Origin of the sequence: Aeromonas sp. SCS5, from assembly GCF_001887375.1 — a bacterium.
Lineage (GTDB): Bacteria > Pseudomonadota > Gammaproteobacteria > Enterobacterales > Aeromonadaceae > Aeromonas > Aeromonas jandaei.
The window spans coordinates 130107-153689 of sequence record NZ_LFCS01000011.1; the positions used below are offsets into that span (position 1 = coordinate 130107).

The window sequence follows — 23583 nt, forward strand, 5'->3', positions numbered from 1 at the left end:
GCAACACTTGGTAACAATTGCAGGTGATTTTATTTGAAGCCTTAAATAGAAATATCTCGTAACAAAAAAACACTTTCCTTTAATTTAATTTGATGCTCGGCTCTATTTAGAGTGATTATTCTAGTCGCTGACATTGCCGGATTGGCCTGGAGTTATACTGTGTTGACATTGCTTGTTACAAATTGCCCGTAGTGCAATTTAATAAACGATGTAAAGCTTCCATCATCACGCATTATGGAACAGTCGTTATGAATATCACCGTTTTTGGCAGTGGCTATGTTGGCCTGGTACAAGCAATTGTATTGGCTGACGTTGGCCATCAGGTTGTTTGTATTGATCTCGATGCAGAAAAAATAAGCCGTTTGTCCCGTGGTGAATTACCTATTTATGAACCCGGGCTGGATTCATTACTGCACCAGACGCTACAAAATGGCTCGCTGAAATTCACCACGGATATATCCATGGCGGTTACCCACGGTGACGTGCAATTCATCGCCGTCGGTACGCCCCCTGATGAGGATGGCTCGGCCGATCTGAGTGCGGTCAGGGCGGTGGCGAGATCGATTGCTCAACATCGTGCCGACGAGGTGATCATCGTCAACAAATCCACCGTGCCGGTCGGTACGGCAGACAAGGTATTCCACTGGGTCAGGGAGCAGCAGGCAGAGCTCGGCAAGCAGTTCGAGTTCGATGTGGTCTCCAATCCCGAGTTTCTCAAAGAGGGGGCGGCCGTCCGTGATTGCCAGCGCCCGGATCGCATCGTCATCGGCACCGGCAAGGAGCGCTCCAGAGCCGTGATGCGCGAGCTGTACGAACCCTTCAACCGCAATCACGACCGTATTCTGTTCATGGACGTGCGCAGTGCCGAGCTGACCAAGTACGCCGCCAACTGCATGTTGGCTACCAAGATCAGCTTCATCAACGAGATTGCCGGGCTGGCCGAGCGGGTTGGTGCCGATATCGAGCTGGTGCGGCAGGGGATCGGTGCCGATCAGCGCATCGGCTACCAGTTTATCTATCCCGGTTGCGGCTATGGCGGCTCCTGTTTTCCCAAGGATGTGAGGGCGTTTTTGGCGACAGCCGCGGCCCTCGACTACGACACACCGCTCATCCGTGCGGTGGAGCGGGTCAACGAGCGGCAGAAGTTCAAGCTCTTCGATACGCTGGCCACTCACTTTCAAGAGCGGGGCGAGTCGCTGGCGGGCAAGACCATCGCTATCTGGGGGCTCGCCTTCAAACCCAATACCGATGACATGCGCGAAGCGCCGAGCCGGGTGCTGATGGAGGCGCTGTGGCAGGAGGGGGCGCGGGTGCAGGCCTTTGACCCGGTGGCGATGAAGGAGGCGCAGCGCATCTATGGTTGCCAGCCCGAGCTGTCGCTGATGGGCACCAAGGAGGCCGCGCTGGCGGGGGCCGATGCACTGGTCATCTGCACCGAGTGGAACGAGTTCAAAGCGCCTGACTTTGCCCAGCTCAAGAAGATGCTGGCCATGCCGCTCATCATCGACGGTCGCAATCTCTATGACCCGCACAAGATGAAAAGCCAGGGCTTCTCCTACTACGCCATCGGACGCGGGGAGACCATTGCAGAAGGAATGAGCCATGCCACGCCCTGAAATCTCGGGGCGCAAGCTCGGCTGGATGTTGCTGCTGGTGACTCTGGTGCTGCTGTTTGGCCAGTTTGATCATCAGCTCTGGACGCCTGATGAGCCCCGCGAAGCGGCCATTGCGCTCGAAATGTACCGCAGTGGTGACTGGGTGGTGCCGACCCTGGGCGGGCGCAGCTTTATCGAGAAGCCACCGCTCTTCTACATGGCCGCTCTGCCGTTTCTTGATGGGTTTGCATCCTGGCTGGGGATAACTAACACCCTGCGTTTGGCGGGCGTGGTCTGGGCGGCAGGCATGCTGCTCTTCACCGGCCTGCTGGCCTATCGCCTGCTTGGCAACAGGTCGGCGGCACTCTGGTCGGTCATCGCGCTGGGCACCATGGAGGGATTCATTATCAATACGCACTGGATCAGGACGGACAGTGCGCTCGCCTTCTTTGTCGTATTTACCCTCTGGGCATTCGCCGAATATTATCTGGCGCATCGCAACTTGATGGCGATTATTGCCGGACTGGGTCTGGCTGGCTGTTTTATGGCAAAAGGACCGATCGGGCCGTTGACGGTATTTTTCGGCTGGTTGCCCCTTTTTCTCTTTGCTTCCCGCAAAGCAATAAACGAGAAAAGTGTTCCTGTTTTTATATTCCAACACTTGCTGGTGTTGTTGTTTTTTATATTGCCAATCGCAGCCTGGGTTCGTGAGCTAATTAATCATGCTGATGGCGATGCCTTGTGGCATGAGTGGTTCTGGCAGAATCAGGTTGGCCGTCTTACCGGCACTTCGACCGAACTGGGTCATATCAAGAAAGGTGCCTACCTCTATTATTTGTGGGGCATGGTGGAATATACCATCCCATGGTTGCCATTCATTTTTTATTGGGGCTGGCAAACGGTGAAACAGCGGGAGTTGAGTCGTGAGCGGTTATTTTTGCTGTGCTGGGCGCTGGGAACCCTTTTATTGTTAACAATCTCTTCGACCAAGCGAACTCTCTATCTTTTCCCGCTATTGCCGGTATTTGCCATCATGCTGGGTCAGGTCAGTCTGAGCTGGCCGGTGTGGACTGCCCGTTATGGTCGGGGGTGGCTCTACTTCATGCTGCTGTTTTGCGTCGCCATCATTGCGCTCCCTCTGCTGGGTCTGCCGCTGCCATTTGCCAGCCAGATTCCGGCAGAAGTGCAGCTAGCCGCCAGCAAGCTGGGGTGGCGGTACATTCCCGCCATCATCCTGTTCGTGATGGCGCTGGAGCTATTGTTGCGGCGCAAAGAGGTACATGGCGCCATTCATGTCACCAGCTCGGTGGCCATCATGTTTCTGCTCACTTTTGCGCTGGTCTACCCGCTGATCGATGCCGCCAAGGGGGGGGCGGGCAAGATGACTCATCTGCTGGATGGGATACCGCTCGAGACGCGGGATCGCATCGCCGGCTGGCAGCTGGGTGAAACCGAGCTAGGTCTGCTCTCTGTCTATGAAGAGATGCAGGTAGTGAATCTGGACGGGCAGGGGGTGAGGGATGTGCTTGCCTGTCACGATGCCAGATTCGATGCGGTGCTGGTCAACGGTACGGCGCAGGAGATGGCAAATCTGCTGGAGGGGATCCCCTATCAGCAGCTGGCACAGACCTCGCTTCGTTCGGACAAGGGGCAGCTGCTGACGCTGGTTGCCGCAGAGCAGTGCCATTGATCTATTTATTTCCACTTCAGGATTGTCGGATGACGCAGTATGTACGTTTGGTAATTGTTCCACTTTTCCTGCTCAAGGTTCCTGCCGGCCACGCTGGCAGTGGTTTTGAAACCTATGGCGATATCGGCCAGGTCGTGATTCCGGTGGCGGCGGCACTCATCTCATGGGGGGAGGATGATATCGAGGGGCTGAAGCAGTTCGGTTACTCTTTTGCCACCACCACGGCGCTGGTGCAGGGGATGAAGTTCACCATAGATGCAGAGCGACCATCCGGCTCTGGCCAGAGTTTTCCCTCCGGCCATACGGCGGCGGCATTCAGCGGCGCCAGCTATCTGCAGATCCGCTATGGCTGGCACTACGGGCTGCCGGCGTACATTGCAGCAGGTGCTGTGGGTTGGTCGAGAGAGAATGCCGAGCAGCACTACTGGCGCGATATCATCGCCGGAGCGGCCATCGCGACCGGGATAAGCTATCTGTTTACGACACCGCTATCGCGCAATGTGGTGGTAGCGCCGGTTGCCATGCAGGGGGATGCCCGCGGGGTGGGGTTTCACTACCGCTATTGATGACGGGTTTTCCCCGGCCGGGCTAATTGCAGATATAAAAAAACCGATGCCTTGGCATCGGTTTTTTACTGTTACCGGTTTATTCGCAGCTCAGCTGCGGGCGAGGCGGTTTTCCGGGTAGTTCTTGGCCAGCACTTCGCGAGCATGCTTGGCCAGCTCCGGCATCTTCAGGGTGTCGTAAGACTCGACCATGATCTCCAGCGCTTTTTCGGTTTCGGCTGTGTCGGGGTAGGTTTCGACAATCAGCTTGGCCCGGTTGGCGGCCGCGACCAATGCATCGCGCTTCACGTAATACTCGGCGACGCTCAGGTCATATTTGGCCAGACGGTTCTTCAGACCAATCATGCGGGCGCGGGCATCGGCGGCATAGACGCTGTTGGGGTAGTTCTGCAACAGGGTCTTGAAGTCCTGGAATGCCTGGCGGGCATAGGCCGGGTCTTTGTCATCGCGGGAGATGCCAAAGAGGCTCTGGAAGAAGTTGTAATCCGCCGCCATGTTGGTCAGGCCGCGCATATAGAAGACGTAATCGATGTTCTTGTGCGCCGGATTGAGGCGGATAAAACGGTCGATATTGGCGATCGCCTGAGCGGTATCATCCTGCTTGTAGTAGGCATAGATGAGGTCAAGCTGCACCTGGTTGGAGTAGGCGCCGAACGGGTAGCGAGAGTCCAAAGCCTCCAGCAATTCAGTGGCTTGCACGTAATTGCCAACGTCCAGTTTGAGGCGTGCTTTCTGGTACAGGGTCTCCGGCGGTTCGTCGGGTACCTTGGGTTTGGTGCTGGAACAGCCTGTGATCAAGGTAGCGACCAAGGCGAGCGACATCAGCAGGTGAGACTTCTTTCCCATCAACAACATCCGGTCCATTTCCACGAAATTGGCAAAGTATCCGTTATGCTTGGCTAAAAGAAAAGCTAGAATACCCGGATTATTTCGAATTGATACCCCCCGCTCAAGAGACCATACATGAGCCAGCATATTGAACTGACAGGCGAATTCCAGGATCACCAATTCGGGCAGCGACTCGACCAGGCCCTGGCCGAATTGTTTCCCGACTACTCCCGAACCCGCATCAAGGAGTGGATTTTACAGGACAAAGTGACCCTGGATGGTCAGGTTGCCAACACCCCGCGCGAGAAGGTGATTGCTGGGCAACAGGTGCATGTGGATGTAGAGCTGGAAGATGACACTCGCTTCGATGCGCAGGATATCGAGCTCAACATCGTTTACGAAGACGAACACATTCTGGTGATCGACAAGCCGGCCGGTCTGGTTGTCCACCCGGGCGCCGGTACGCCGGATGGCACCATTCTCAACGCCCTGCTGCACCGCTACCCCGGCATTGCCGAGGTACCCCGTGCCGGTATCGTGCACCGTCTGGATAAAGACACCACAGGTCTGATGGTGGTTGCCAAGACAGTTCCGGCCCAGACCCATCTGGTGGAAGCGCTGCAGGCGCGCCAGATCACCCGTGAGTACGAAGCGATCGCCATCGGTCACATGACTGCCGGCGGCACCGTTGATGCCCCTATCGGCCGTCACCCGACCCAGCGTACCCACATGGCCGTCGTGCCCAATGGCCGTCCTTCCGTGACCCACTACCGGGTGCACGAGAAGTTCCGTGGCCACACCCGTCTGCGTCTGCGTCTGGAAACCGGTCGTACCCACCAGATCCGTGTCCACATGGCTCACATCAAGCATCCGCTGGTGGGTGACCCGGCCTACGGTGGCCGTCTGCGCCCGCTGCGCAACGCCACGCCGGAACTGACCGAGGCGCTGCGCGGCTTCCGTCGCCAGGCACTGCACGCCACCATGCTGCAGCTGGCCCACCCCATTACAGGTGAGGTCATGCAGTGGCACTCCCCCACGCCGCAGGACATGCTGGATCTGATGGAAGTGCTGCGTGCGGATACTTTGGCCAATCCGGACGAGCTGGTCTGGAAATAGTGGTAAATCTGGCAGTGTTGCGACGACTTCTGCCGTAACCCGCCGATACAGCGCGTAGCACACAGAACCTTGAAACGGGGCGTCTTGACTGGTTGCAGCCAAGAGCCCCGTTTCCATTTGAACGATAGAGCGTGAAGGAGTGAGCAATGAAATGGATTGAACCCGACTGGCCGGCGCCAGCACGCGTCCGGGCTCTTTCGACCACCCGTGATGGTGGTGTCAGCGAAGGGGTCTTTGCCGGTCTCAATCTGGGCGCCCACGTAGGAGACGATCCGGCCAGGGTCGAGGCCAACCGGGCCCGGCTGCAGCAGGTAGCCGCCATCCCGGGGCCCCTCAACTGGCTCAATCAGGTGCACGGCACCGTCGTTCATCCGGTCAGCAGCCATTATGAGCAGGCGCCGGATGCCGATGCCGCTTGCGCCCATGAGGCGGCTCAGGCCTGCATTGTGATGACCGCCGACTGTCTGCCGGTGCTGTTTTGCGATCGGGCCGGCACAGTAGTGGCCGCCGCTCATGCCGGTTGGCGTGGACTGAAAGAGGGCGTGCTGGAGGCAAGCATCGCCGCCATGGGTTGCGAGCCGGGCGAGATCTTGGCCTGGCTTGGCCCGGCCATCGGCCCCACTGCGTTTGAAGTGGGTGGCGAGGTGCGCGAGGCCTTTATGGCAGAGCAGGCCGAAGCTGAAGCGGCGTTCGTCCCATCGCCCAATGAGGGGAAATGGCTGGCGGATATCTACCAGCTGGCCCGGCTGCGCCTTGCCCGCGCCGGCGTCACCGCCGTCTATGGTGGCGAATACTGTACCTTCAGCGACAGCGAGCAGTTCTACTCTTATCGTCGCAACGGCCAGACCGGCCGGATGGCCTCCATCATCTGGTTGGCGTCCTGATGAAGCTCCCCGCCCTGCATAGTGCAAGGGCGGGGATCCTGCTCTCGCCCCGTCTTGCAGAAAAAATAACCAGCATCGCCCCTTGAAATAGCCCGTACGGGCCTCATCTTTCATCTCAGAAAGTTATGTTGTTTGCCGCGCAAGCGGCGTCTGCCTGTTTGAAGGGGGAGTGCAATGCGCCTCGATCGCCTTACCAGCAAATTCCAGATTGCTATTTCCGATGCCCAGTCTCTTGCGCTGGGTCGTGACCACCAATTCATCGAACCCGTTCATCTGATGACCGCACTGGTCAATCAGGATGGCGGCTCCATTCGTCCGTTGCTCACCCTGACCGGGATGGATATCAATGCCCTGCGCTCCCGCCTTGGCGAGGAGCTGGATCGCCTGCCGCGCGTCAGCGGTGTGGAAGGGGACGTGCAGCTCTCCAACGGCCTCGGCCGCCTGCTCAACGTCTGCGACAAACTGGCCCAGCAGCGCAAGGATCAGTTCATCTCCTCCGAACTGTTCGTGCTGGCGGCCCTCGACGAGAAGGGCACGCTGGGCGAGTTGCTGCGCGCTCAGGGGCTGACCAAAGAGAAACTCGAAGCGGCCATCGACAAGGTGCGTGGCGGCAAGAAGGTGGAGGATGCCAACGCCGAGGAGAACCGTCAGGCGCTGGAGAAGTACACCATCGATCTGACCGAGCGGGCCGAACTCGGCAAGCTCGATCCGGTGATCGGCCGGGATGACGAGATCCGCCGCACCATTCAGGTGCTGCAACGTCGAACCAAGAACAACCCCGTGCTGATCGGGGCTCCCGGTGTCGGCAAAACCGCCATCGTCGAGGGGCTGGCCCAGCGCATCATCAACGGCGAGGTGCCGGAAGGGCTCAAGAACAAGCGCGTGCTGTCGCTGGATATGGGGGCGCTGGTGGCCGGTGCCAAATATCGCGGCGAGTTCGAGGAGCGGCTCAAGGCTGTGCTGAGCGATCTCGCCAAGGAGGAGGGCAACGTCATCCTCTTTATCGACGAGCTGCACACCATGGTCGGCGCCGGCAAGGGCGAAGGGGCCATGGATGCGGGCAACATGCTCAAGCCTGCGCTGGCGCGGGGCGAGCTGCACTGCGTCGGCGCCACTACTTTGGATGAGTATCGCCAGTTCATCGAGAAGGATGCCGCGTTGGAGCGCCGTTTCCAGAAGGTGCTGGTGGAAGAGCCGAGCGTGGAGGACACCATCGCCATCCTGCGTGGCCTGAAAGAGCGTTACGAGCTGCACCACCATGTGCAGATCACCGACCCCGCCATCGTGGCTGCGGCCCAGCTGTCGCACCGCTATATTGCGGATCGCCAGCTGCCGGACAAGGCCATCGATCTCATCGACGAGGCGGCGGCCAGCATCCGGCTGCAGATCGACTCCAAGCCCGAGGCGCTCGATCGTCTCGAGCGGCGTATCATCCAGCTCAAGCTGGAGCAGCAGGCGCTGATGAAAGAGGACGATGACGCCAGCCGCAAGCGTCTGGAACTGATCAATCAGGAGATTGGCGAAAAAGATCGGGAATACAACGAGCTGGACGAAGTGTGGAAGGCCGAGAAAGCCGCCCTCGCCGGTACCCAGCATATCAAGGCTGCGCTGGAGCAGGCCCGTCAGGATCTCGACGTGGCGCGCCGCGCAGGCGACCTGGGCCGGATGTCCGAGCTGCAGTACGGCCGCATTCCGGAGCTGGAGAAACAGCTGGATCTCGCCACTCAAGCCGAGATGCAGGAGACCAGTCTGCTGCGAAACCGCGTCACTGACGTGGAGATAGCCGACGTCTTGGCCCGCTGGACCGGTATTCCGGTCGCCCGCATGCTGGAAGGGGAGCGCGACAAGCTGCTGCGGATGGAAGATCAGCTGCACAGCCGGGTGATTGGCCAGGAAGAGGCGGTCGATGCCGTCTCCAACGCCATTCGCCGCTCCCGTGCCGGACTCTCCGATCCGAATCGCCCCATCGGCTCCTTCCTGTTCCTGGGGCCCACCGGGGTGGGCAAGACCGAGCTGTGCAAGGCGCTGGCCGAGTTCCTGTTCGATACCCAGGATGCCATGGTGCGGATCGATATGTCCGAGTTCATGGAGAAACACAGCGTGGCCCGTCTGGTGGGGGCGCCTCCCGGATACGTGGGTTATGAAGAGGGTGGTTATCTGACCGAGGCGGTGCGCCGTCGTCCCTACTCGGTGATCCTGCTGGACGAGGTGGAGAAGGCGCATCCGGATGTCTTCAACATCCTGTTGCAGGTGCTTGATGATGGCCGCCTGACCGATGGTCAGGGTCGGACCGTCGATTTCCGCAACTCGGTGGTGATCATGACCTCCAACCTCGGGTCGGATCTGATTCAGGAGCACCACTCCGAGAAGGATTACGACGAGATGAAGGCTATGCTGATGGATGTGCTGACCCGCAGTTTCCGGCCGGAGTTTATCAACCGGATCGACGAGACCGTGGTGTTCCATCCGCTTGGCGAGGAACACATCAAGTCCATCGCCCGGATCCAGCTCAAGAGCCTGATGGGCCGTCTCGAGGCTCAGGGTTACGAGGTGGAGGTGAGCGAAGCGCTGCTCGAGAAGCTGGTGCATGCCGGGTTCGACCCCGTCTACGGGGCGCGGCCCCTCAAGCGGGCGATCCAGCAGAAGGTGGAGAACCCGCTGGCGCAGGCCCTGCTCTCCGGCCGCATCGTTCCCGGCAAGAAACTGCTGCTGGGAGCCGACAGCAACGGCCTCACCATGACCCAGTAACCAGTCTCATATCTATGTTTGCAACGCCAGCCCTCGGGCTGGCGTTGCCATATCTGGGCGATGGAAAATAAAAAAACGGCAATCCGAAGATTGCCGAGAGGAATGTAGTGAAGCGACCTGACGTGGGTTGAGCGGGTCGCAGGGGCAAGCCCCCGATTGCGAAGCGCGGCCACTGCTGGCCTCGCTTCTTACAGCCTGCCGGGGATGCGCTCGCTCAACCCCGACGGCCACCTGCCTGTTGCCATGCCGGCTGCGATGGCGCCGGCATGGCCTTCATTCGTTACAGCATGCCTTGCACGGCGGCTTTCATCTCGGCCGGCCAGACACCGACCTGCACCTGACCGATATGCTCCTTTTGCAGCAACAGCATGGCCAGACGGGATTGGCCGATGCCGCCGCCGATGGTTTGCGGCATCCGTGCTGCCAGCAGATCCTGATGCCAGTCGTACTGCAGGCGATCTTCGTCGCCGGTGATGGCCAGCTGGCGGCGTAGCGCCTCGGCATCGACCCGGATCCCCATGGAGGAGATCTCGAAACTGTCCTGCAGTACCGGGTTCCACACCAGAATGTCACCGTTCAGACCGGCCAGACCCAGCTCGCTGTGGCTGCTCCAGTCGTCATAGTCCGGGGCGCGCACATCGTGGCGTTCACCGTGGGAGAGGGTACCGCCGATGCCGATCAGGAACACAGCCCCCAGCTCCTTGGCGATGGCCCGCTCGCGCCCCTTGGCATCGAGATCCGGGTAGCGGGCCAGCAGCTCTTCGCTGTGCAGGAACTGGATCTCGGCCGGCAGGAAGGGGGTCAGCTCATGCTCGGCGCAGACCGCGCGCTCGGTAGCCTTGATGGCGGCCCAGATGCCGCGCACGGTCTCCTGCAGATAGGCGAGATCGCGGCGCTCGCTCGGCATCACCTTCTCCCAGTCCCACTGATCCACGTAGACGGAGTGGATGGGGGTGAGCTTGTCTTCATCCGGGCGCAGCGCCTTCATGTGGGTGTAGATCCCTTCACCCGGGCCGAAGCCGAAGCGACCGAGAGTCTGGCGCTTCCACTTGGCCAGTGAATGGACCACTTCGTAGCTGTGCTCCGGCAGGGTCTTCACTTTGACCTGCACTGCATTCTCGTGGCCAGAGAGGTTGTCCTGAGTGCCATCACCGACCCGGCTCAGAATGGGGGCTTGTACCTCCATCAGACCCAGTTGCTGGGCGAGTTGGCGGGAGAACATCTCTTTGACGAAGCTGATCTGCTGTTGGCTGCGAATGTAGTGCTGTTTCATGCTGAATTCCTGTTTCAAACCCCGTTGGATGTGGTGATTCTTCAACGGATTGCCAACTAAATTCAATATTCGATAATAGAAATAGGCTTTGTGTGTTTTTTTCTTCAAAATAAGGATGTTTTTAATGATGTATCGCTAACGGGAGGGCAAAAAAATGCCGGAAAATTACCGGATCGATAATCTCGATCAGGCCATCCTCACCGCCCTGATGGAGAATGCGCGTATTCCTTATGCCGAATTGGCCAAGCAGCTGGCGGTCAGCCCGGGCACCATCCATGTGCGGGTGGAGAAGATGAAGCAGGCGGGGATCATCGAGGGGACGCGGGTGCAGGTTAACCCCAAGAAGCTGGGCTATGACGTCTGCTGCTTTATCGGGATCAATCTGAAGAGCGCCAAGGATTACCCCTCGGCGCTGGCCAAGCTGCAGGCGCTGGACGAGGTGGTGGAGGCTTACTACACCACCGGCCACTACAGCATCTTCATGAAGGTGATGACCCGCTCCATCGATGAGCTGCAGATAGTGCTGATCAACAAGATCCAGACTATCGACGAGATCCAGTCCACTGAAACCCTGATCTCGCTGCAGAATCCGATCCTGCGGGACGTGAAGCCCTGACTGGCTGATCAGGGTTCGATATAGGGAATGCCGTACTTGTCGTAGAGCGCCTTGAGCCGGCCATCCCGTTTCATGCGCAGCAGTTCGGCATCGTAGGCGGCCATCTGGGCTGGGGTATTCTTGTCCGCTTTGGCGCGAGTCCAGGTGTTGAAGTAGGGGCTACTCTTGAGCGGTTTGGGCAGGTAGTCGAGCTTGCCCTCCAGACCCTCTTCCCTGATCTGGGCAAAAGCGGTGACCAGCGGCATGGGCACGGAATCGATCCGCCCGGCCAGCAGCTTGCGCAGTTGCAACTGGTTCATGGTGACCTCCTGAAACTGATAGGAGGGGTCGGTCATGGCCGCCGCCAGTTCAGGGGTATAGGAGAAGTCTTTGGTCACGCCGATGCGCCAGGGTTTCAGATCGGCCAGCGTCTCGTAGCGGATTTTCAGCAAGTCGTCCTTGCGGACAAAGAAGTGCCAGCTATGGCGGATATGAGCCTGCTGGGGGTAGATGAGATAGCGCTCTCGCTCCGCCTTGTAGGAGTGGGTCATCACCACATCGCAGACGCCGGTTTCGGCATTGCGGGTGAGGCGGGCGCCGGAGTCGGCCAGCTCGATCCTGATGGGTATTTTGAGTTTGCCAAAGATAGCGGTAACGATGTCGATATCGAGCCCGCGAGGCTGCTGATTGGCATCGAGATATTTTAGCGGGGGCTCCATGGTGCCGCAGACTACCAGCTCTTTGGCGGATAGGCTGAGCGGGAGCAGTAGTAGCCAAAGCAGATGGGTTACACGCAAACTACCCCTCCTGAACCCGGATGAAGAACTTTGGAGCCTGATCCCAGTATATTGGGTGGCTCCTGATTGGTAGAGGCGACAGTGTATGGCAAACCCTGAAATCGAGAGCCCGCTGGACGGGATAGACAAATTGACCGTCCTCCTGTATCGCCTTGGCTTAAGCGGTGCGGCGCTGTTGCTACTCTGTCGCGGAGCGGCCTTGCTGAGTCATGGTGACCTGTTGCCACCGGCACAATGGTTGATGTTGCTGGCGCTGGCAAGCGCTATCTGCGCCTTTTCGCTGCACATCTACGACAAGCGGATTCGACTGATACTTCAGGGTTCTGGATGGGCCGCACTGGCCTTGCTGTCTATCGGAGCACCGGATGCACTGGTGCTGGGGGCCGCCTTGGTCACCCTTTCCGGTCTGGCCTTCAAGGAGCAGTTCTGTTTTGCGATCCCCGGGATCAAGCTGGTGCCATTGCTGCTGCCGCTGTTGTGGTTGCTGGAGTGGTTGCAAGTGGCATGGGCCGCGGCGCTGGTGGCGCTGGTGAGCGGGGCTCTGCTTACCCTGCTGGCGCTGGCCAAGTGGCGGATGCCCCTCCATTTTGATATTGGTGACAAGGGGCGTTACCAGATCTAGTTCTGTTGCTGGAAGTGGTGTCGGTGCGACCCGGCTGATACTGCGTTAACGGCGCAACTCATGGATGAGGGTAAAAGGAGAGGGAGGTTTTATGCGTGCATTGGTAACCGGTTGTGGCCGTCGGCTAGGGTTTTATCTATGTGAGCAGCTGGTGGCTGCGGGCTGGCAGGTGACCGGCAGCTATCGCAGCGAGCGACCCGAGCTGGCGCGGCTGCGGGCTCTGGGTGTCGAGTTGGTGCAGGCCGATCTGGCGAGTGAAGAGCAGGTGGGCAAATTGATCGACGTGCTGGCATCCCATCAGGATCTGGCACTGGTGATCCACAACGCCTCGGCGTTCGAGCCGCAGGCGGCCGAGTCCGCGGCGCAGCTTACCCAGTTTGACCAGTTCTACCGGGTGCACATGGCGGCCCCCTTCCAGCTCAACCGGGCGCTGGCACAGCAATTGGCGAGCAACGCCAACGCCAGCATCATCCACATCACCGATATTTACATCCACGCCCCGGCCCCGCGCTTTGCTAGCTATGTGGCCACCAAGGCGGGAGCCCATTCGCTGGCCATGAGCTTTGCCCGCGAACTGGCCCCGGCAATCCGGGTCAACACCATAGAGCCGGGCCCCATCCTGTTTCTCGACGAGCATGACGAGTCGTGGCGCCAGCAGGTGTTGGCGAAAACGCCGCTGGCGCGGGAGGGAGGGCTGGAGCCTATCTGGCAGGCGGTGCAGTTACTGATGGCGAACAGCTATATGACCGGGGCCAGCATCAAGGTGGATGGGGGGCGCGCTCTGGCTGTGCTCTGATGGCATGCAAACCGTGGCTGGCTCCAGACCTATCGACTGGATATGTACGGTTTTACCCGAGCCGGCGGGCAGATGCAGCTGCAGCGCAACCTTGGGATCGTGCACCTCGCCGCGTCCGTAGAGTTCGGCCAGCAGCTCGATGAGGTAGGAGTCGACCTGCTCCGCAGCAAAGTCGCCGTGCGGGTTGCTGGCGAGAATGTCGATGTCGAGCGGGCGGTCGTGCACCTTGCAGAGGGGATCGCTGCGGTCGCGGCCATGACCCACTTCCATCGCCACAAAGGTCTGTTTCAGGGCGGAGGCATCCAGCTCGCTCTCCAGGATCAGCAGACAGTTGAGAAAGTCATGGCTGGAGTGCATCCCCACCGGCTTGGTGCTGATCACCGAGCTGGTCTGCAGACGGCCAAAACGGCTGGCCAGCTCCTCCAGCACCTTGGTGACATGACTATTTGGGTCTAGATTGGAACCAATGCTACACAGATAGAACATGTTCACCATCCTTGGTTGGGGCTCATCTGAAATGTATACGCAGCTCACGGTTATCGGATTAACTATGGCGTAACATTGTCTTATCTATTGTGATCCGGCACTGATTGGCAGAAAGGAGGTTTGCATGAGTGTTGAGCTGAAATGGGCGCTGTTGACCGCCTCGGGCGCGCTGGCGATGATCCTGACCATCTGTCTGGCTTCTGTCGCTTTGGCGTGAGTCACCACAATCCAGATAATCCGAACCGGCCTGTTGGCCGGTTTTGTTTTTTGGGCGCTGAGGGCTATGCTGGCGCACCGGTGAGAACGCAAGAGAAGAGACGATGACCAAGGTTCGCCCACGCTCCCTGCTGCAGGTGGTATTGATAGGGTTTGTGCTGGTGCTAATGCCGCTCGGTGGCATGATCTGGCACAACACCAATGCCCTGACCCACCTGAGCCAGCTCACCAGCGACGAGATGGAACGGGCGGTCAAGGACACCCGCCGCGCCACCCTGCTTACCGCCCAGTCCATCGATATCGAGCGCACCCTGCGCCGCTTTGCTGTGCTGGGGGATAGCCGCAGTCTGGCCAGCTACCGGCTGCAGCTTGAGGGGTATCACCGCCTGCTGGCAGAGCATCGCAACTCCCTCTCCGACCCCCAGCTCTATGGCGGCCTTGATGAGTTGCTCGCGCAATTTGGCTCGTTGCAGGAGGGGGCGCAGGCCAAAAAGGCGGTGGCGGGTGACATCCTCGACCAGTTCAATCGCTTGAGTCAGCAGCTCGAGGCGGGCACCCGCAGCCGGGTTGACGATCAGATGGATCGGGTACGTCTGGCCATCGATGCCCTGACCAAAGAGCTCTGGTGGGTCAGCGCTGTGGTGGCGGTGATCAGCCTGCTGCTGGTCTTTATCTTCACCTACCTGATCACCCATCCGGTACGACAAATTGAGTCGCGTATCTTGAGTCTGGGCGCGGGGGTCGAGCCAGATCCACAGCCGGTGGATGGCCCCGCCGAACTGGTGTTGCTGGGGGAGCGGATCCTCTGGCTGCACGACAAACTCAAGGAGCTGGAGCTGCAAAAATACCAGTTCCTGCGCCATGTTTCCCATGAGCTGAAGACCCCGCTGGCGGTGCTGCGCGAGGGGTCGGATCTGCTCTGCGAGCAGCTGGTCGGGCCTTTGACACCGGATCAGCTGGAGATCTGCCAGATGCTGGATGAGAACAGTCGGCGGCTGCAGACTCTTATCGAGCGACTGCTCGATTTCAACCGCCTCACCCAGCAGGAGACGTTCGAGCTGGAGCCGGTTCCCCTGTTGCCCATGTTGGCAGAACTTTCTGCCGAGTATCGGCTGGCATTGGAGTCCAAGCAGATCCGTGTACACTTGCCGACCGAACCGGTTACCTTGTGGGCAGAGCCCTACCGGTTGAGGTTGATCCTCGATAACCTCTTCTCCAACGCCGTCAGTTATGGTGCCCAGGGTGGCAATATCTGGATCCGCGCCGGAGCAGAGGAGCAGGCGAGCTGGTTGGAGGTTGCCAATGAGGGGCCCGAGATCCCCGAGGCAGACCGGCAGCGAATTTTTGAACCCTTCGAGCAGGGCAGCACAGTGCGGCAAGGTGTCCTGAAAGGCTCTGGCATGGGGCTTTCCATCGCTCGCGAGTCTGCCTCCAGCCTGGGAGGGGAGTTGGTTCTGGTGAATGATGAACAGGCAGATGTCTGCTTCAGGTTGACGTTGAAATGAGGTCTATGAAAATACAGCGCGTATTTCCAGCCCTGCTAGCCGGGCTGCTCGCGGGTTGCTCCTGGCTGCCGCCGCAGGCACGGCAGGAGTCCTCCGATATCGCTTTTGCCAAGCGAATGGAGTTTGCCAACAAGGAGATGCAGGTGCGCCTGCAATACTCCGACTGGTTGCTGGCCAGCCATCCCCAGCAGCGGGTGCAGGAGCGTCAGCGTCTCAAGGGGGCTGACGACCTCGAGAGCCGGGTCAGTCTGGCGATGGTTGATTCTCACCCCGCCGAGGCAGTAGCCACTCGTCGCGCCGGTCTGGCGCGCCTGAAGAAGATGCTGCCGGAGCTGGGGCTCGACGCTCAGGCGTTTTTGCGCAGCTGGATCGCCCTTGGCGAGGAGCTGCTGGCCCGCGATAGCCGGCGCGATGACCAGAGTCAGGAGATCCAGAAGCTGCGCCGCCAGATCGAGCAGCTCTCGGCCATCGACGAGCAGCTCAACCAGCGCAAGCTGAATGAACATCGCGAGGTAGTACCATGAGCCGGATCTTGCTGGTGGATGACGACGTCAGCCTGCTCAAACTGATGAGCATGCGCTTGCGCAGTCAGGGTTATGAAGTGGATACCGCCGACAGTGCGGAGGGGGCGCTCGACCGTTTGCGGCAGCAGCGCGCCGATCTGGTGCTGAGCGATCTGCGCATGGGTGGCATGGATGGACTGGCGCTGTTCGAGCGGATCCAGGCCCAGTGGCTCGGCTTGCCGGTCATCATCATGACCGCCCACGGCACCATTCCCGATGCCATTCAGGCGACCCGTTCCGGGGTGTTCAGCTTTCTGACCAAGCCCATCGACAAGGATGAGCTGCTGGCCACCATAGAGCAGGCCCTCAGCTTGACCCGCCCGAAGCAGCAGCTGGAGTGGCAGTCGTTGATCCTGACCCGCAATCCCCAGCTGGAGCAGCTGCTGATCCAGGCGCACAGCATCGCCACCATGGAGGTGCCCGTGCTGATCATGGGGCCGTCCGGTTCCGGCAAGGGGGCGATGGCGCAGGCGCTCTATCAGGCGAGCCAGCGGCGCGAGCGGCCGCTGCATACCATCAACTGTGCCGCCATTCCCTGGGCAGCCCTCGACCTGCAGCTGTTCGGGGAAGATGGTCACTCCGGTCTGTTCGAGCAGGCCAAGGGGGCGACCCTCTTTCTCGACGAGATCGGCAGCCTGTCGGAGTCGCTGCAGGCCAAGTTGCTGCAGGTGATGGAGGAGTATGGTCAGGGCACACCAGAGGTGCGGGTGCTCAGCTCCAGCCATCAGGATTTGGTCAGGGCGATGGAGGAGGGGCGCTTTCGCGAAGATCTCTTCTACCGCCTCAACGTCGCCAATATTACCCTGCCATCCCTCAGCGCCCGCAGCGAGGATATCCCCCTGCTGGCCCGTCAGGCCCTCGATGACTACCGCAGCCGCAACGGCGACTGCGCCGCCATGGGTTTTTCACCCGAGGCGCTGGCGATGCTTGCAGCGGCGGCCTGGCCGGGCAACGTGCGCCAGCTCTGCAACGTGGTGGAGCAGCTGGCCAGCCTCTGCTGCAGCCCGGTGATCGGGGTATCCATGGTGGAGTCTGCCCTGAGCGGTGGTGGCGGTGGCATCCCCTCGTTCAACGAGGCGCGGGCCGAGTTCGAGAAGGAGTATCTGATCCGGCTGCTGCGCACCACGGAGGGCAACGTGACCCTGGCAGCCAACATGGCGGGGAGGAATCGTACCGATTTCTACAAGCTATTGAACCGGCACGGCATCGAGGCGGCAAACTTCAAATCGAAAGGGTAACGCTGTGTGAAACGGCCCTGAATGGGAGGGCCGCTTCGCAGTGGATATCGCTCAGGCGGGGTCGGTGACGCCATCCGCGTTGCGGGGCTTCAGGGTCTTTTGGGAGAGCCAGAGGCCACTCGCCTTCATCAGATAACCGAACAGGGCACCAATCACCAGCGAGGGCAGCACCAGTCGCCACTCGCCCGCCGCCCCGAAGGTGGCGCAGCAGCCGGCGAAGGTGCCGGGAATATAGCCGAGCCACTGCTGCTTGGCCTGCACGCACATCAGGGTCGCCACCACACCCGTCATCACATAACCCGCCACGCCGGCACCCCACAGGTCACCGCCATGGATCAGCAGCAGCGCCCACAGCATGCCGCTGGCGTTGCAGAAGATGGTCTGCAGCAGCGCCTTGTAACCGCCGCTGGAGGCGAAATAGCTGGTGCAGCCGAGGAAGCCGACCCAGGAGAGCAGGCCTAGCGCGACGGCCAGCCAGCCCCATACGGCGGAGAGAATACCTGTGGTGATAGCGATGGCGATCAGTGGGCTCATGGCGTGACTCTTCAGTTGGCTTCACGAAAACGGGCAGCCTACCCCTGGCAATCGGGGCGGCAAGCGGGGGCGGAATTGTGTGTGATCTCCATCACCTTTTTCAACTCAGGAATACGCTTGCGCTCGCGAAAAAAATTCATTGGTGACCGGCCAAACCCTCGACCATAGTTAGAGGCCCTGTCCTGCTCATGGAGTGAGTCTGATGGTGCCAAATGTGATCGTTCCCCTGTTGGTATTCGTAGTGCTGTTTCTGGTCGGAACCATGGCCAAGGCGCTGCCCCTGTACCACCTGATGTAATCCGGTGTGAAATAAAAATCTGCCGGGGCGGGTCTTATCTCTGTCGCCTCTAACTGCCCCGGGAGTTTTTCATGTTGATCAAACGTCGTGCCCCCCATCATCTCACCGAACAGGATGTCACCCCGGAAGCCGTCTATCAGGATCGCCGCCTCATTCTCAAGGGGCTGGGTCTGGGCGCCGCCACCCTCGCTTTCCCCACTCAGGCCGGTGTGCTCGACCTGCTGCGCGGTAAAGAGGATGCGCCCCAGCTAGCCACCAAGCCGCTCAACAGCAAGCAGGCCCCGCGGCCAGCCGATCTGGTGCTGACACCGGAAGAGAAGGCGACCAGTTACAACAACTTCTACGAGCTCGGTACCGACAAGACGGATCCGGCCCGCAACGGCCATTACCTCAAACCCGAACCCTGGACGTTGAAGGTGGAGGGGGAGGTCGCCAAACCCTTCACTCTGGATGTGTGGGATCTCATCAACAAAACCGAGCTGGAGGAGCGGATCTACCGGCTGCGCTGCGTCGAAGCCTGGTCCATGGTACTGCCGTGGAACGGCATCTCGCTGGCCGAGATCATCCGCCGTGCCGAACCGACCAGCCGCGCCAAGTTTGTTGCCTTCGAAACCCTGTTCGATCCGAAACAGCTGCCCGGTCAGGCCTCAGCCTCGCTGGGCGGTGGTATCGACTATCCCTATGTCGAGGGGCTGCGCATCGACGAGGCGATGCACCCGCTCTCCTTCCTCGCCATGGGGCTCTACGGCAATACTCTGCCCGCCCAGAACGGGGCGCCAATCCGGCTGGTGGTGCCGTGGAAGTACGGCTTCAAGAGCATCAAGAGCATCGTCTCCATCCGCTTGGTGGAGGAGATGCCGCCCACCACCTGGAATCTGCTGGCCCCCAACGAATATGGCTTCTACGCCAACGTCAACCCGCAGGTGGATCACCCGCGCTGGAGTCAGGCGAGCGAGCGCTTCATCGGCGAGGGCGGGTTGTTCGGTGCCAAGCGCCAGCCGACCCTGATGTTCAACGGCTATGGCGATGAGGTCGCCTCGCTCTATCAGGGGATGGATCTGCGCCAATGGTACTGAAAGCTTCACATATCAGCGGCTTGCGGGCGCTGGTGCATCTGGGTTCCCTCGGCTTTCTGCTCTGGCTGGGCTACGCCCTGCCGGCCGGTCTGCTGGGGGGTGACCCCGTGCCCGAGCTTATCCACTACCTTGGCAAGGGGGCGCTCAACCTGCTGCTGCTCACCCTGCTGGTCTCGCCGCTGGCCAAACGCTGGCGGCAGGGGCAGCTCATCAAGCTGCGCCGCCCCCTCGGGCTCTGGTGCATGGTCTGGGCGCTGCTCCACTTCATGGTGTGGCTGGGGCTGGATCTGCAGTTTGACTGGGGGCTGATTGGTGGCGAACTGGTCAAGCGCCGCTATATCGTGGTGGGGATGGTGGCGCTGCTGCTGTTGCTGGTGCTGGGAATCACCTCGCTGCCTGCGTTGCAGCGGCGGTTGGGGCCGGCGTGGCAGAAGCTGCACAACTGGGTTTATGCGGTAGCCCTGCTGGTGCCGGTGCACTACTGGTGGTCGCTCAAGAGTGGCTGGCTGGAGCCGCTCATCTACCTGCTGCTGGCCTGCGCCCTGCTCTGGCCGCGGCGGGAGAAGCTGCTGCGCCCGTGGCGGCTGCGCTGGAAAGCAAAAGAGGCCTAGTCGGCCTCTTGTTTTTTGATCTCGCCAGTGTAGGCATCAACGATGAGATGTACCTTTTCATTCTGGCGGTCGAGGGTTTTGACCTCGAATTTGTCCCCTTCCAGCTCCACTTCGCGAATGTCGTGATACCCTTGCGCCAGCAACAGTTTGACCAGCCCGGCCATGTCGAGGCGGCTCTGGGCAGCCCAGCTTGAGGCGCTCAGCAGGCAGAGGATCAGCAGGAAACTGCGCGGGATCATATTCATTCCGGATTCATGGCTGGCAGACTATAAACGCCATTATGTTAGGTTTTTGGAGATGAATCATCCATGAATAGAGCGCTCCCTCTGATCGGGTTGTTGTTGCCAGTGCTGGCGCAGGCGCTGACGCCTGACGAAGCCCTGTTGCAGCAAGCTGTCCATGAGGGACGGGTTCGGCCCTTCCACGAAATGATGGAGGTGGCATCCAGATTGCCGGTGCGGGTGTTGCGGGTCGATCTGGGGGAAGAGGATGGTATCTGGCTCTATGAACTGCGCGTGATCGATCGGGAGAACAGCGTGCTCAAGGTGGCCTATCGGGCCGACAACCTGGAGATGGTGTGGGCCAAGGGCCACCATCTGGAGCGGCTGTTCGAGCCACCCAAGCCCCTGGTCGAGGATGATGAGTAACCTCTTTGTGGAAGCCTGTTCATGCGAATTCTGATTGTTGAAGACGAAAAAATTCTGGCTGGCCAGCTGGCTGAACAGCTGCGCCTCTCCGGCTTTGTCACCGACCTCTGCCACGATGGCAACGAGGCCGGTTTTCTCGGCGAGACCGAGCCCTACGACGCCATCATTCTCGACCTCGGTCTGCCGGGGCGCGATGGCCTGAGTGTGCTGAAGGAGTGGCGCAGCAAGGGGATCGATACTCCGGTGCTGGTACTGACCGCTCGTGGCCAGTTGCACGAGAAGATCGAGGGGCTCAACGCCGGTGCCGACGACTACCTCACCAAGCCGTTTCAGGTGGCCGAGCTGGTGGCGCGGGTGCATGCGCTGGTGCGCCGGGCGGCGGGCAACGCCAGCTCCATTCTGGAGATTGGCGGGGTGCGCCTCGACATGGCGGCGTCGCAGGTGTGGTACGAAGGGACCCCCATCAAGCTGACCGCCCACGAGTTCCGGGTGCTCGGTTACCTGATGCAGCATCGGGGCAAGGTGGTGTCGCGCAGCGAGCTGATCGACCACATCTACGCTCAGGATTTTGACCGCGACTCCAACACCGTTGAGGTGTTCATCGGCCGGATCCGCAAGAAGACCAACCCCGATCTGATTGAGACAGTGCGCGGCCTCGGGTACCGGATCAACGAATGAGGCTGGTGAGAACCCTGCGGGGGCGACTGCTCGCCATCGCGCTGGTGTGGTGCGGGCTGTTTCTGTTCGCCACCGGTTTCAGCCTGCAGACCATGATGCGCAACTACTGGCAGGAGGCGGAAGCCGACGGCCTGCGGTTGCAGCTCTATGACCTGCTCTCCCGGCTGGAAGTGGCGAAAACCGGCTTGCCGGTAGTGACCGAGCCGATGTCAGATCCCCGTTTCAGCCAGCCTTACTCCGGCTACTACTGGCAGCTGGAGCTGGATCACAAGGTAGTGGGGCGCTCCCGTTCCCTGTGGGATACCCATCTGGAGAGCCGCGGCCTCAAGTCCGCCTTTGGCGACCCCGACCTCTTCTTTGGCAAGGGACCCAACAAGGAGCCGCTGCTGATCATGACCCGCGCCGTGCTGCTGCCCGGCTCGGATCGGCTGTTTACCCTGGTGATGGCGAAAGACAGCAGTGCCTTGACCCAGACCCTCAACAAGACCCGCATCAGCCTGTTCCTCGGCCTTGGCTTTGCCGCGACCGGTCTGGTGCTGGGCTTCATGTTCCAGATTGTCTACGGCCTGCGCCCCTTAAACCTGCTGCGGCGGGAGCTGGGGCGGGTGCATCAGGGCCATCAGGAGGGGTTCCGGCTGCGCTATCCGCTGGAGATCCAGCCGCTGGTGGAGGATATCAACCGGCTGCTGCACCACTACGGCGAGCTGTTGCAGCGGGCCCGCTCCCACACCGGCAATCTGGCTCACGCCCTCAAGACGCCGCTCAGCATCATGCGCAATCAGGTGGCCCAGCTCTCGCCCGAGGATCAGGCCGCAATCGGCGAGCAGCTCGACCAGATCCAGCGCCATATCGATTACCACCTCGGCAAGGCGCGGGTGACCGGCGCCGCCAAGATCCTCGGGGTCTCGACCCCGGTGCGGGCGCGGGTGGAGTACATCTGCCGCGCCTTCTCCCGCCTCTATCCGGGCAAGACGGTGGACTTGCAGGTGCCGGCCGAACTGGCGGTCGGGGTGGAGGAGCAGGACTTCGACGAGATGGTGGGCAACCTGCTGGAGAACGCCTTCAAGTGGTCTGCCAGCGAGCTGCGCATCTCCAGCGCCGAGCTGGGGGGCTGGATCACCTTGCGCATCGAGGATGATGGCCCCGGCATGAGCGAGGATCAGATCGCCAAGGCGGTGCTGCGCGGGGTGCGGCTCGACGAGAAGGTGCCGGGCTCCGGCCTTGGCCTCAACATCGTCTCCGATCTGGCGGAAGCCTACCGCGGCAGCTTCATCATGGGGCGCGCCGAGCTGGGCGGGCTGGCGGCCTCTCTCTCGCTGCCCAAGGTGGCAAGAGTGGAGAGCTAGGCATAAGATATGGCACCTGTTTTAGCCTGAGGAAGAGAACCATGACTGATGATCCATGGGCACTGTGTCACCTCGACGACTCATTCGATGCTTCGGTTCTGGGGATCAATGGTGCCCAGATCCAGTGGTTTGAAGATCGGGATGGCCTGATTGCCTACCTGCTGGAGGATTATGTCGATCTGCTGGCCGACGTGGGCGAGCTGGAAGAGGAGCAGACCGAGCAGGCGCGCGACCGCTTCACCCTGCTGGTGGAGCAGAGCTTCGACGATCGCACCCTGATGGATGCCATCAACGATCTCGCCTCCGGCCTGCGTCGCATCGCCTGGCTGGGGCCGCTCTCGGAGCTTGCCGAGATCAGCGACGACTTTGCCTCCGGCCTGCGCCGCTACTTCTGGAGCCAGTACGATGGCGACGAAGATGACCCGGATGCCTGGGTGCCGGAAGAGCTCTGGCCGCAACTGGTAGAGTGCGCGCAGGAGTATATGGAAGAGGGCGAGTTCTGATTTCCCTCTCTCCTGTCATCGCAGCGATAAAGAATCGGCGCCTTCGGGCGCCGTTTTTATTGGCGCGGATGGCGCGTCCTTATGGTGATCGGGCGGTGCCCTGTGGGGCGGCATAAGAGCCGGGCAGGGCCGCCATGGGGCGCTTGGTCATTGGTATAAGTAAAAATCGGGTCATTATCGGAAAAGTCATAAATTAAATTTATGCAGGATAATCAGGCCCCTCACGGTGCCTGCGCGCGCCGCCAGCGCTGTGCGAGGGGATCTGCCGATCTTCGCTATTGGCGCTGGCACTTATCCCGACAAGGGATCTCCCCGCCACAACCGGGATAAAAAAACGGCGCCATCATGGCGCCGTTTTGTCCGGTAGCAACC

Annotated in this window: 25 protein-coding genes; 19 read left to right on the plus strand and 6 right to left on the minus strand. The window is 60.4% G+C overall.

What is annotated here, in order from left to right; translation table 11 throughout:
* Positions 1 to 248 precede the first annotated feature (248 nt).
* The 3 genes from BS300_RS15515 to BS300_RS15525 are packed head-to-tail and all read left to right on the plus strand — an operon-like array spanning position 249 to position 3851.
* On the plus strand, positions 249 to 1616 hold the full coding sequence (locus BS300_RS15515) for a UDP-glucose/GDP-mannose dehydrogenase family protein (RefSeq protein ID WP_071913818.1): 1368 nt from the start codon (positions 249 to 251) through the stop codon (positions 1614 to 1616).
* A complete protein-coding gene (locus tag BS300_RS15520) occupies positions 1603 to 3285 on the plus strand; it encodes a phospholipid carrier-dependent glycosyltransferase (RefSeq protein WP_071913820.1) in 1683 nt (560 codons plus the stop codon). The genes BS300_RS15515 and BS300_RS15520 overlap by 14 nt, the downstream gene beginning before the upstream one ends.
* 29 nt (positions 3286 to 3314) lie before the next feature.
* A complete protein-coding gene (locus tag BS300_RS15525) occupies positions 3315 to 3851 on the plus strand; it encodes a phosphatase PAP2 family protein (protein WP_071913822.1) in 537 nt (178 codons plus the stop codon).
* A 90-nt stretch (positions 3852 to 3941) separates the two neighbouring features.
* Here BS300_RS15525 and BS300_RS15530 read toward each other — a convergent pair whose 3' ends face one another.
* A complete protein-coding gene (locus BS300_RS15530; RefSeq protein ID WP_033114826.1) occupies positions 3942 to 4697 on the minus strand; it encodes an outer membrane protein assembly factor BamD in 756 nt (251 codons plus the stop codon).
* A 117-nt stretch (positions 4698 to 4814) separates the two neighbouring features.
* Here BS300_RS15530 and rluD point away from each other — a divergent pair, with 117 nt between their 5' ends.
* The 3 genes from rluD (at position 4815) to clpB (ending at position 9427) form a co-directional block, all read left to right on the plus strand.
* Positions 4815 to 5795 carry a 23S rRNA pseudouridine(1911/1915/1917) synthase RluD gene (gene rluD / locus BS300_RS15535; protein WP_041209551.1) on the plus strand — a complete coding sequence of 327 codons (981 nt, stop codon included), beginning with the start codon at positions 4815 to 4817 and terminating at the stop codon, positions 5793 to 5795.
* 146 nt (positions 5796 to 5941) lie between these two features.
* On the plus strand, positions 5942 to 6679 hold the full coding sequence (pgeF, locus tag BS300_RS15540; protein ID WP_071913824.1) for a peptidoglycan editing factor PgeF: 738 nt from the start codon (positions 5942 to 5944) through the stop codon (positions 6677 to 6679).
* Between the two features lie 174 nt (positions 6680 to 6853).
* Positions 6854 to 9427 (plus strand): ATP-dependent chaperone ClpB, encoded by a 2574-nt coding sequence (gene clpB, locus BS300_RS15545; protein ID WP_071913826.1) that lies wholly within the window; start codon positions 6854 to 6856, stop codon positions 9425 to 9427.
* A 280-nt stretch (positions 9428 to 9707) separates the two neighbouring features.
* Here the strand turns inward: clpB and asnA are convergent, their stop codons facing one another.
* The gene (asnA, locus tag BS300_RS15550; protein WP_041209554.1) at positions 9708 to 10700 is read right to left on the minus strand and encodes an aspartate--ammonia ligase; all 993 of its coding nucleotides are present in this window, start codon (positions 10698 to 10700) and stop codon (positions 9708 to 9710) included.
* Between the two features lie 154 nt (positions 10701 to 10854).
* Between asnA and asnC the strand changes: the two genes are divergently transcribed.
* Positions 10855 to 11316, plus strand: a complete 462-nt coding sequence (asnC, locus tag BS300_RS15555; RefSeq protein ID WP_005339783.1) for a transcriptional regulator AsnC — start codon at positions 10855 to 10857, stop codon at positions 11314 to 11316.
* An 8-nt stretch (positions 11317 to 11324) separates the two neighbouring features.
* On the opposite strand, the gene BS300_RS15560 is transcribed toward asnC, so the two are convergent.
* Positions 11325 to 12092, minus strand: coding sequence for a transporter substrate-binding domain-containing protein (locus BS300_RS15560; protein WP_071913828.1), 768 nt, complete (start codon positions 12090 to 12092; stop codon positions 11325 to 11327).
* 85 nt (positions 12093 to 12177) lie between these two features.
* Here BS300_RS15560 and BS300_RS15565 point away from each other — a divergent pair, with 85 nt between their 5' ends.
* Together BS300_RS15565 and BS300_RS15570 are read left to right on the plus strand one after the other, a co-directional pair.
* Positions 12178 to 12714, plus strand: coding sequence for a DUF2301 domain-containing membrane protein (locus tag BS300_RS15565; protein WP_071913830.1), 537 nt, complete (start codon positions 12178 to 12180; stop codon positions 12712 to 12714).
* A gap of 91 nt (positions 12715 to 12805) precedes the next feature.
* A complete protein-coding gene (locus tag BS300_RS15570; RefSeq protein WP_071913832.1) occupies positions 12806 to 13510 on the plus strand; it encodes an SDR family oxidoreductase in 705 nt (234 codons plus the stop codon).
* Here the strand turns inward: BS300_RS15570 and BS300_RS15575 are convergent.
* Positions 13436 to 13996, minus strand: a complete 561-nt coding sequence (locus BS300_RS15575; RefSeq protein WP_071913834.1) for a 2-amino-4-hydroxy-6-hydroxymethyldihydropteridine diphosphokinase — start codon at positions 13994 to 13996, stop codon at positions 13436 to 13438. The genes BS300_RS15570 and BS300_RS15575 overlap by 75 nt on opposite strands.
* Positions 13997 to 14120: 124 nt before the next feature.
* Here BS300_RS15575 and BS300_RS21155 point away from each other — a divergent pair, with 124 nt between their 5' ends.
* The 4 genes from BS300_RS21155 to BS300_RS15590 all read left to right on the plus strand — a co-directional run bounded on the left by BS300_RS21155 (position 14121) and on the right by BS300_RS15590 (position 17518).
* Entirely contained in the window at positions 14121 to 14213 is a 93-nt protein-coding gene (locus BS300_RS21155; RefSeq protein WP_005341891.1) for a YnhF family membrane protein, read from the plus strand.
* Positions 14214 to 14316: 103 nt separating this feature from the next.
* Positions 14317 to 15717: an ATP-binding protein gene (locus tag BS300_RS15580; RefSeq protein WP_071913836.1), complete on the plus strand. Its 1401-nt coding sequence runs from the start codon at positions 14317 to 14319 to the stop codon at positions 15715 to 15717.
* A 5-nt stretch (positions 15718 to 15722) separates the two neighbouring features.
* Positions 15723 to 16241, plus strand: coding sequence for a hypothetical protein (locus BS300_RS15585; protein ID WP_043850753.1), 519 nt, complete (start codon positions 15723 to 15725; stop codon positions 16239 to 16241).
* Positions 16238 to 17518, plus strand: coding sequence for a sigma 54-interacting transcriptional regulator (locus BS300_RS15590; protein ID WP_071913838.1), 1281 nt, complete (start codon positions 16238 to 16240; stop codon positions 17516 to 17518). The genes BS300_RS15585 and BS300_RS15590 overlap by 4 nt, the downstream gene beginning before the upstream one ends.
* A gap of 51 nt (positions 17519 to 17569) precedes the next feature.
* On the opposite strand, the gene BS300_RS15595 is transcribed toward BS300_RS15590, so the two are convergent.
* On the minus strand, positions 17570 to 18052 hold the full coding sequence (locus tag BS300_RS15595) for a DUF1097 domain-containing protein (RefSeq protein WP_041209562.1): 483 nt from the start codon (positions 18050 to 18052) through the stop codon (positions 17570 to 17572).
* Between the two features lie 369 nt (positions 18053 to 18421).
* Here BS300_RS15595 and msrP point away from each other — a divergent pair, with 369 nt between their 5' ends.
* Positions 18422 to 19426 carry a protein-methionine-sulfoxide reductase catalytic subunit MsrP gene (msrP, locus tag BS300_RS15600; RefSeq protein ID WP_071913840.1) on the plus strand — a complete coding sequence of 335 codons (1005 nt, stop codon included), beginning with the start codon at positions 18422 to 18424 and terminating at the stop codon, positions 19424 to 19426.
* Positions 19417 to 20037, plus strand: coding sequence for a protein-methionine-sulfoxide reductase heme-binding subunit MsrQ (locus tag BS300_RS15605; protein WP_071913842.1), 621 nt, complete (start codon positions 19417 to 19419; stop codon positions 20035 to 20037). The genes msrP and BS300_RS15605 overlap by 10 nt, the downstream gene beginning before the upstream one ends.
* On the opposite strand, the gene BS300_RS15610 is transcribed toward BS300_RS15605, so the two are convergent.
* Positions 20034 to 20282, minus strand: coding sequence for a PepSY domain-containing protein (locus tag BS300_RS15610; protein WP_041209565.1), 249 nt, complete (start codon positions 20280 to 20282; stop codon positions 20034 to 20036). The genes BS300_RS15605 and BS300_RS15610 overlap by 4 nt on opposite strands.
* Positions 20283 to 20345: 63 nt before the next feature.
* On the opposite strand from BS300_RS15610, the gene BS300_RS15615 reads away from it, so the two are divergent.
* The 4 genes from BS300_RS15615 to BS300_RS15630 are packed head-to-tail and all read left to right on the plus strand — an operon-like array spanning position 20346 to position 23211.
* Positions 20346 to 20684 (plus strand): hypothetical protein, encoded by a 339-nt coding sequence (locus BS300_RS15615; protein ID WP_071913844.1) that lies wholly within the window; start codon positions 20346 to 20348, stop codon positions 20682 to 20684.
* Positions 20685 to 20705: 21 nt separating this feature from the next.
* The gene (locus BS300_RS15620; protein WP_005339826.1) at positions 20706 to 21362 is read left to right on the plus strand and encodes a response regulator transcription factor; all 657 of its coding nucleotides are present in this window, start codon (positions 20706 to 20708) and stop codon (positions 21360 to 21362) included.
* Complete coding sequence (locus BS300_RS15625) at positions 21359 to 22708, plus strand: sensor histidine kinase (RefSeq protein WP_042031866.1); 1350 nt, start codon at positions 21359 to 21361, stop codon at positions 22706 to 22708. The genes BS300_RS15620 and BS300_RS15625 overlap by 4 nt, the downstream gene beginning before the upstream one ends.
* A 41-nt stretch (positions 22709 to 22749) precedes the next feature.
* Positions 22750 to 23211 carry a hypothetical protein gene (locus BS300_RS15630; protein WP_071913846.1) on the plus strand — a complete coding sequence of 154 codons (462 nt, stop codon included), beginning with the start codon at positions 22750 to 22752 and terminating at the stop codon, positions 23209 to 23211.
* Positions 23212 to 23583 lie beyond the last annotated feature (372 nt).

Excerpts from the sequence above, each read along its gene's own strand:
- BS300_RS15605 (WP_071913842.1), top strand. The coding sequence starts at position 19,417 with ATGGTACTGAAAGCTTCACATATCAGCGGCTTGCGGGCGCTGGTGCAT.
- msrP (WP_071913840.1), top strand. The coding sequence starts at position 18,422 with ATGTTGATCAAACGTCGTGCCCCCCATCATCTCACCGAACAGGATGTC.
- BS300_RS15590 (WP_071913838.1), top strand. The coding sequence starts at position 16,238 with ATGAGCCGGATCTTGCTGGTGGATGACGACGTCAGCCTGCTCAAACTG.
- BS300_RS15615 (WP_071913844.1), top strand. The coding sequence starts at position 20,346 with ATGAATAGAGCGCTCCCTCTGATCGGGTTGTTGTTGCCAGTGCTGGCG.
- BS300_RS15620 (WP_005339826.1), top strand. The coding sequence starts at position 20,706 with ATGCGAATTCTGATTGTTGAAGACGAAAAAATTCTGGCTGGCCAGCTG.
- BS300_RS15525 (WP_071913822.1), top strand. The coding sequence starts at position 3,315 with ATGACGCAGTATGTACGTTTGGTAATTGTTCCACTTTTCCTGCTCAAG.
- BS300_RS15580 (WP_071913836.1), top strand. The coding sequence starts at position 14,317 with ATGACCAAGGTTCGCCCACGCTCCCTGCTGCAGGTGGTATTGATAGGG.
- BS300_RS15625 (WP_042031866.1), top strand. The coding sequence starts at position 21,359 with ATGAGGCTGGTGAGAACCCTGCGGGGGCGACTGCTCGCCATCGCGCTG.
- BS300_RS15520 (WP_071913820.1), top strand. The coding sequence starts at position 1,603 with ATGCCACGCCCTGAAATCTCGGGGCGCAAGCTCGGCTGGATGTTGCTG.
- BS300_RS15630 (WP_071913846.1), top strand. The coding sequence starts at position 22,750 with ATGACTGATGATCCATGGGCACTGTGTCACCTCGACGACTCATTCGAT.
- asnC (WP_005339783.1), top strand. The coding sequence starts at position 10,855 with ATGCCGGAAAATTACCGGATCGATAATCTCGATCAGGCCATCCTCACC.
- BS300_RS15585 (WP_043850753.1), top strand. The coding sequence starts at position 15,723 with ATGAAAATACAGCGCGTATTTCCAGCCCTGCTAGCCGGGCTGCTCGCG.
- pgeF (WP_071913824.1), top strand. The coding sequence starts at position 5,942 with ATGAAATGGATTGAACCCGACTGGCCGGCGCCAGCACGCGTCCGGGCT.
- BS300_RS15575 (WP_071913834.1), bottom strand. The coding sequence starts at position 13,996 with ATGTTCTATCTGTGTAGCATTGGTTCCAATCTAGACCCAAATAGTCAT.
- BS300_RS15515 (WP_071913818.1), top strand. The coding sequence starts at position 249 with ATGAATATCACCGTTTTTGGCAGTGGCTATGTTGGCCTGGTACAAGCA.
- rluD (WP_041209551.1), top strand. The coding sequence starts at position 4,815 with ATGAGCCAGCATATTGAACTGACAGGCGAATTCCAGGATCACCAATTC.
- BS300_RS15530 (WP_033114826.1), bottom strand. The coding sequence starts at position 4,697 with ATGGGAAAGAAGTCTCACCTGCTGATGTCGCTCGCCTTGGTCGCTACC.
- BS300_RS15595 (WP_041209562.1), bottom strand. The coding sequence starts at position 18,052 with ATGAGCCCACTGATCGCCATCGCTATCACCACAGGTATTCTCTCCGCC.
- BS300_RS15610 (WP_041209565.1), bottom strand. The coding sequence starts at position 20,282 with ATGAATATGATCCCGCGCAGTTTCCTGCTGATCCTCTGCCTGCTGAGC.
- asnA (WP_041209554.1), bottom strand. The coding sequence starts at position 10,700 with ATGAAACAGCACTACATTCGCAGCCAACAGCAGATCAGCTTCGTCAAA.
- clpB (WP_071913826.1), top strand. The coding sequence starts at position 6,854 with ATGCGCCTCGATCGCCTTACCAGCAAATTCCAGATTGCTATTTCCGAT.
- BS300_RS15570 (WP_071913832.1), top strand. The coding sequence starts at position 12,806 with ATGCGTGCATTGGTAACCGGTTGTGGCCGTCGGCTAGGGTTTTATCTA.
- BS300_RS21155 (WP_005341891.1), top strand. The coding sequence starts at position 14,121 with ATGAGTGTTGAGCTGAAATGGGCGCTGTTGACCGCCTCGGGCGCGCTG.
- BS300_RS15565 (WP_071913830.1), top strand. The coding sequence starts at position 12,178 with ATGGCAAACCCTGAAATCGAGAGCCCGCTGGACGGGATAGACAAATTG.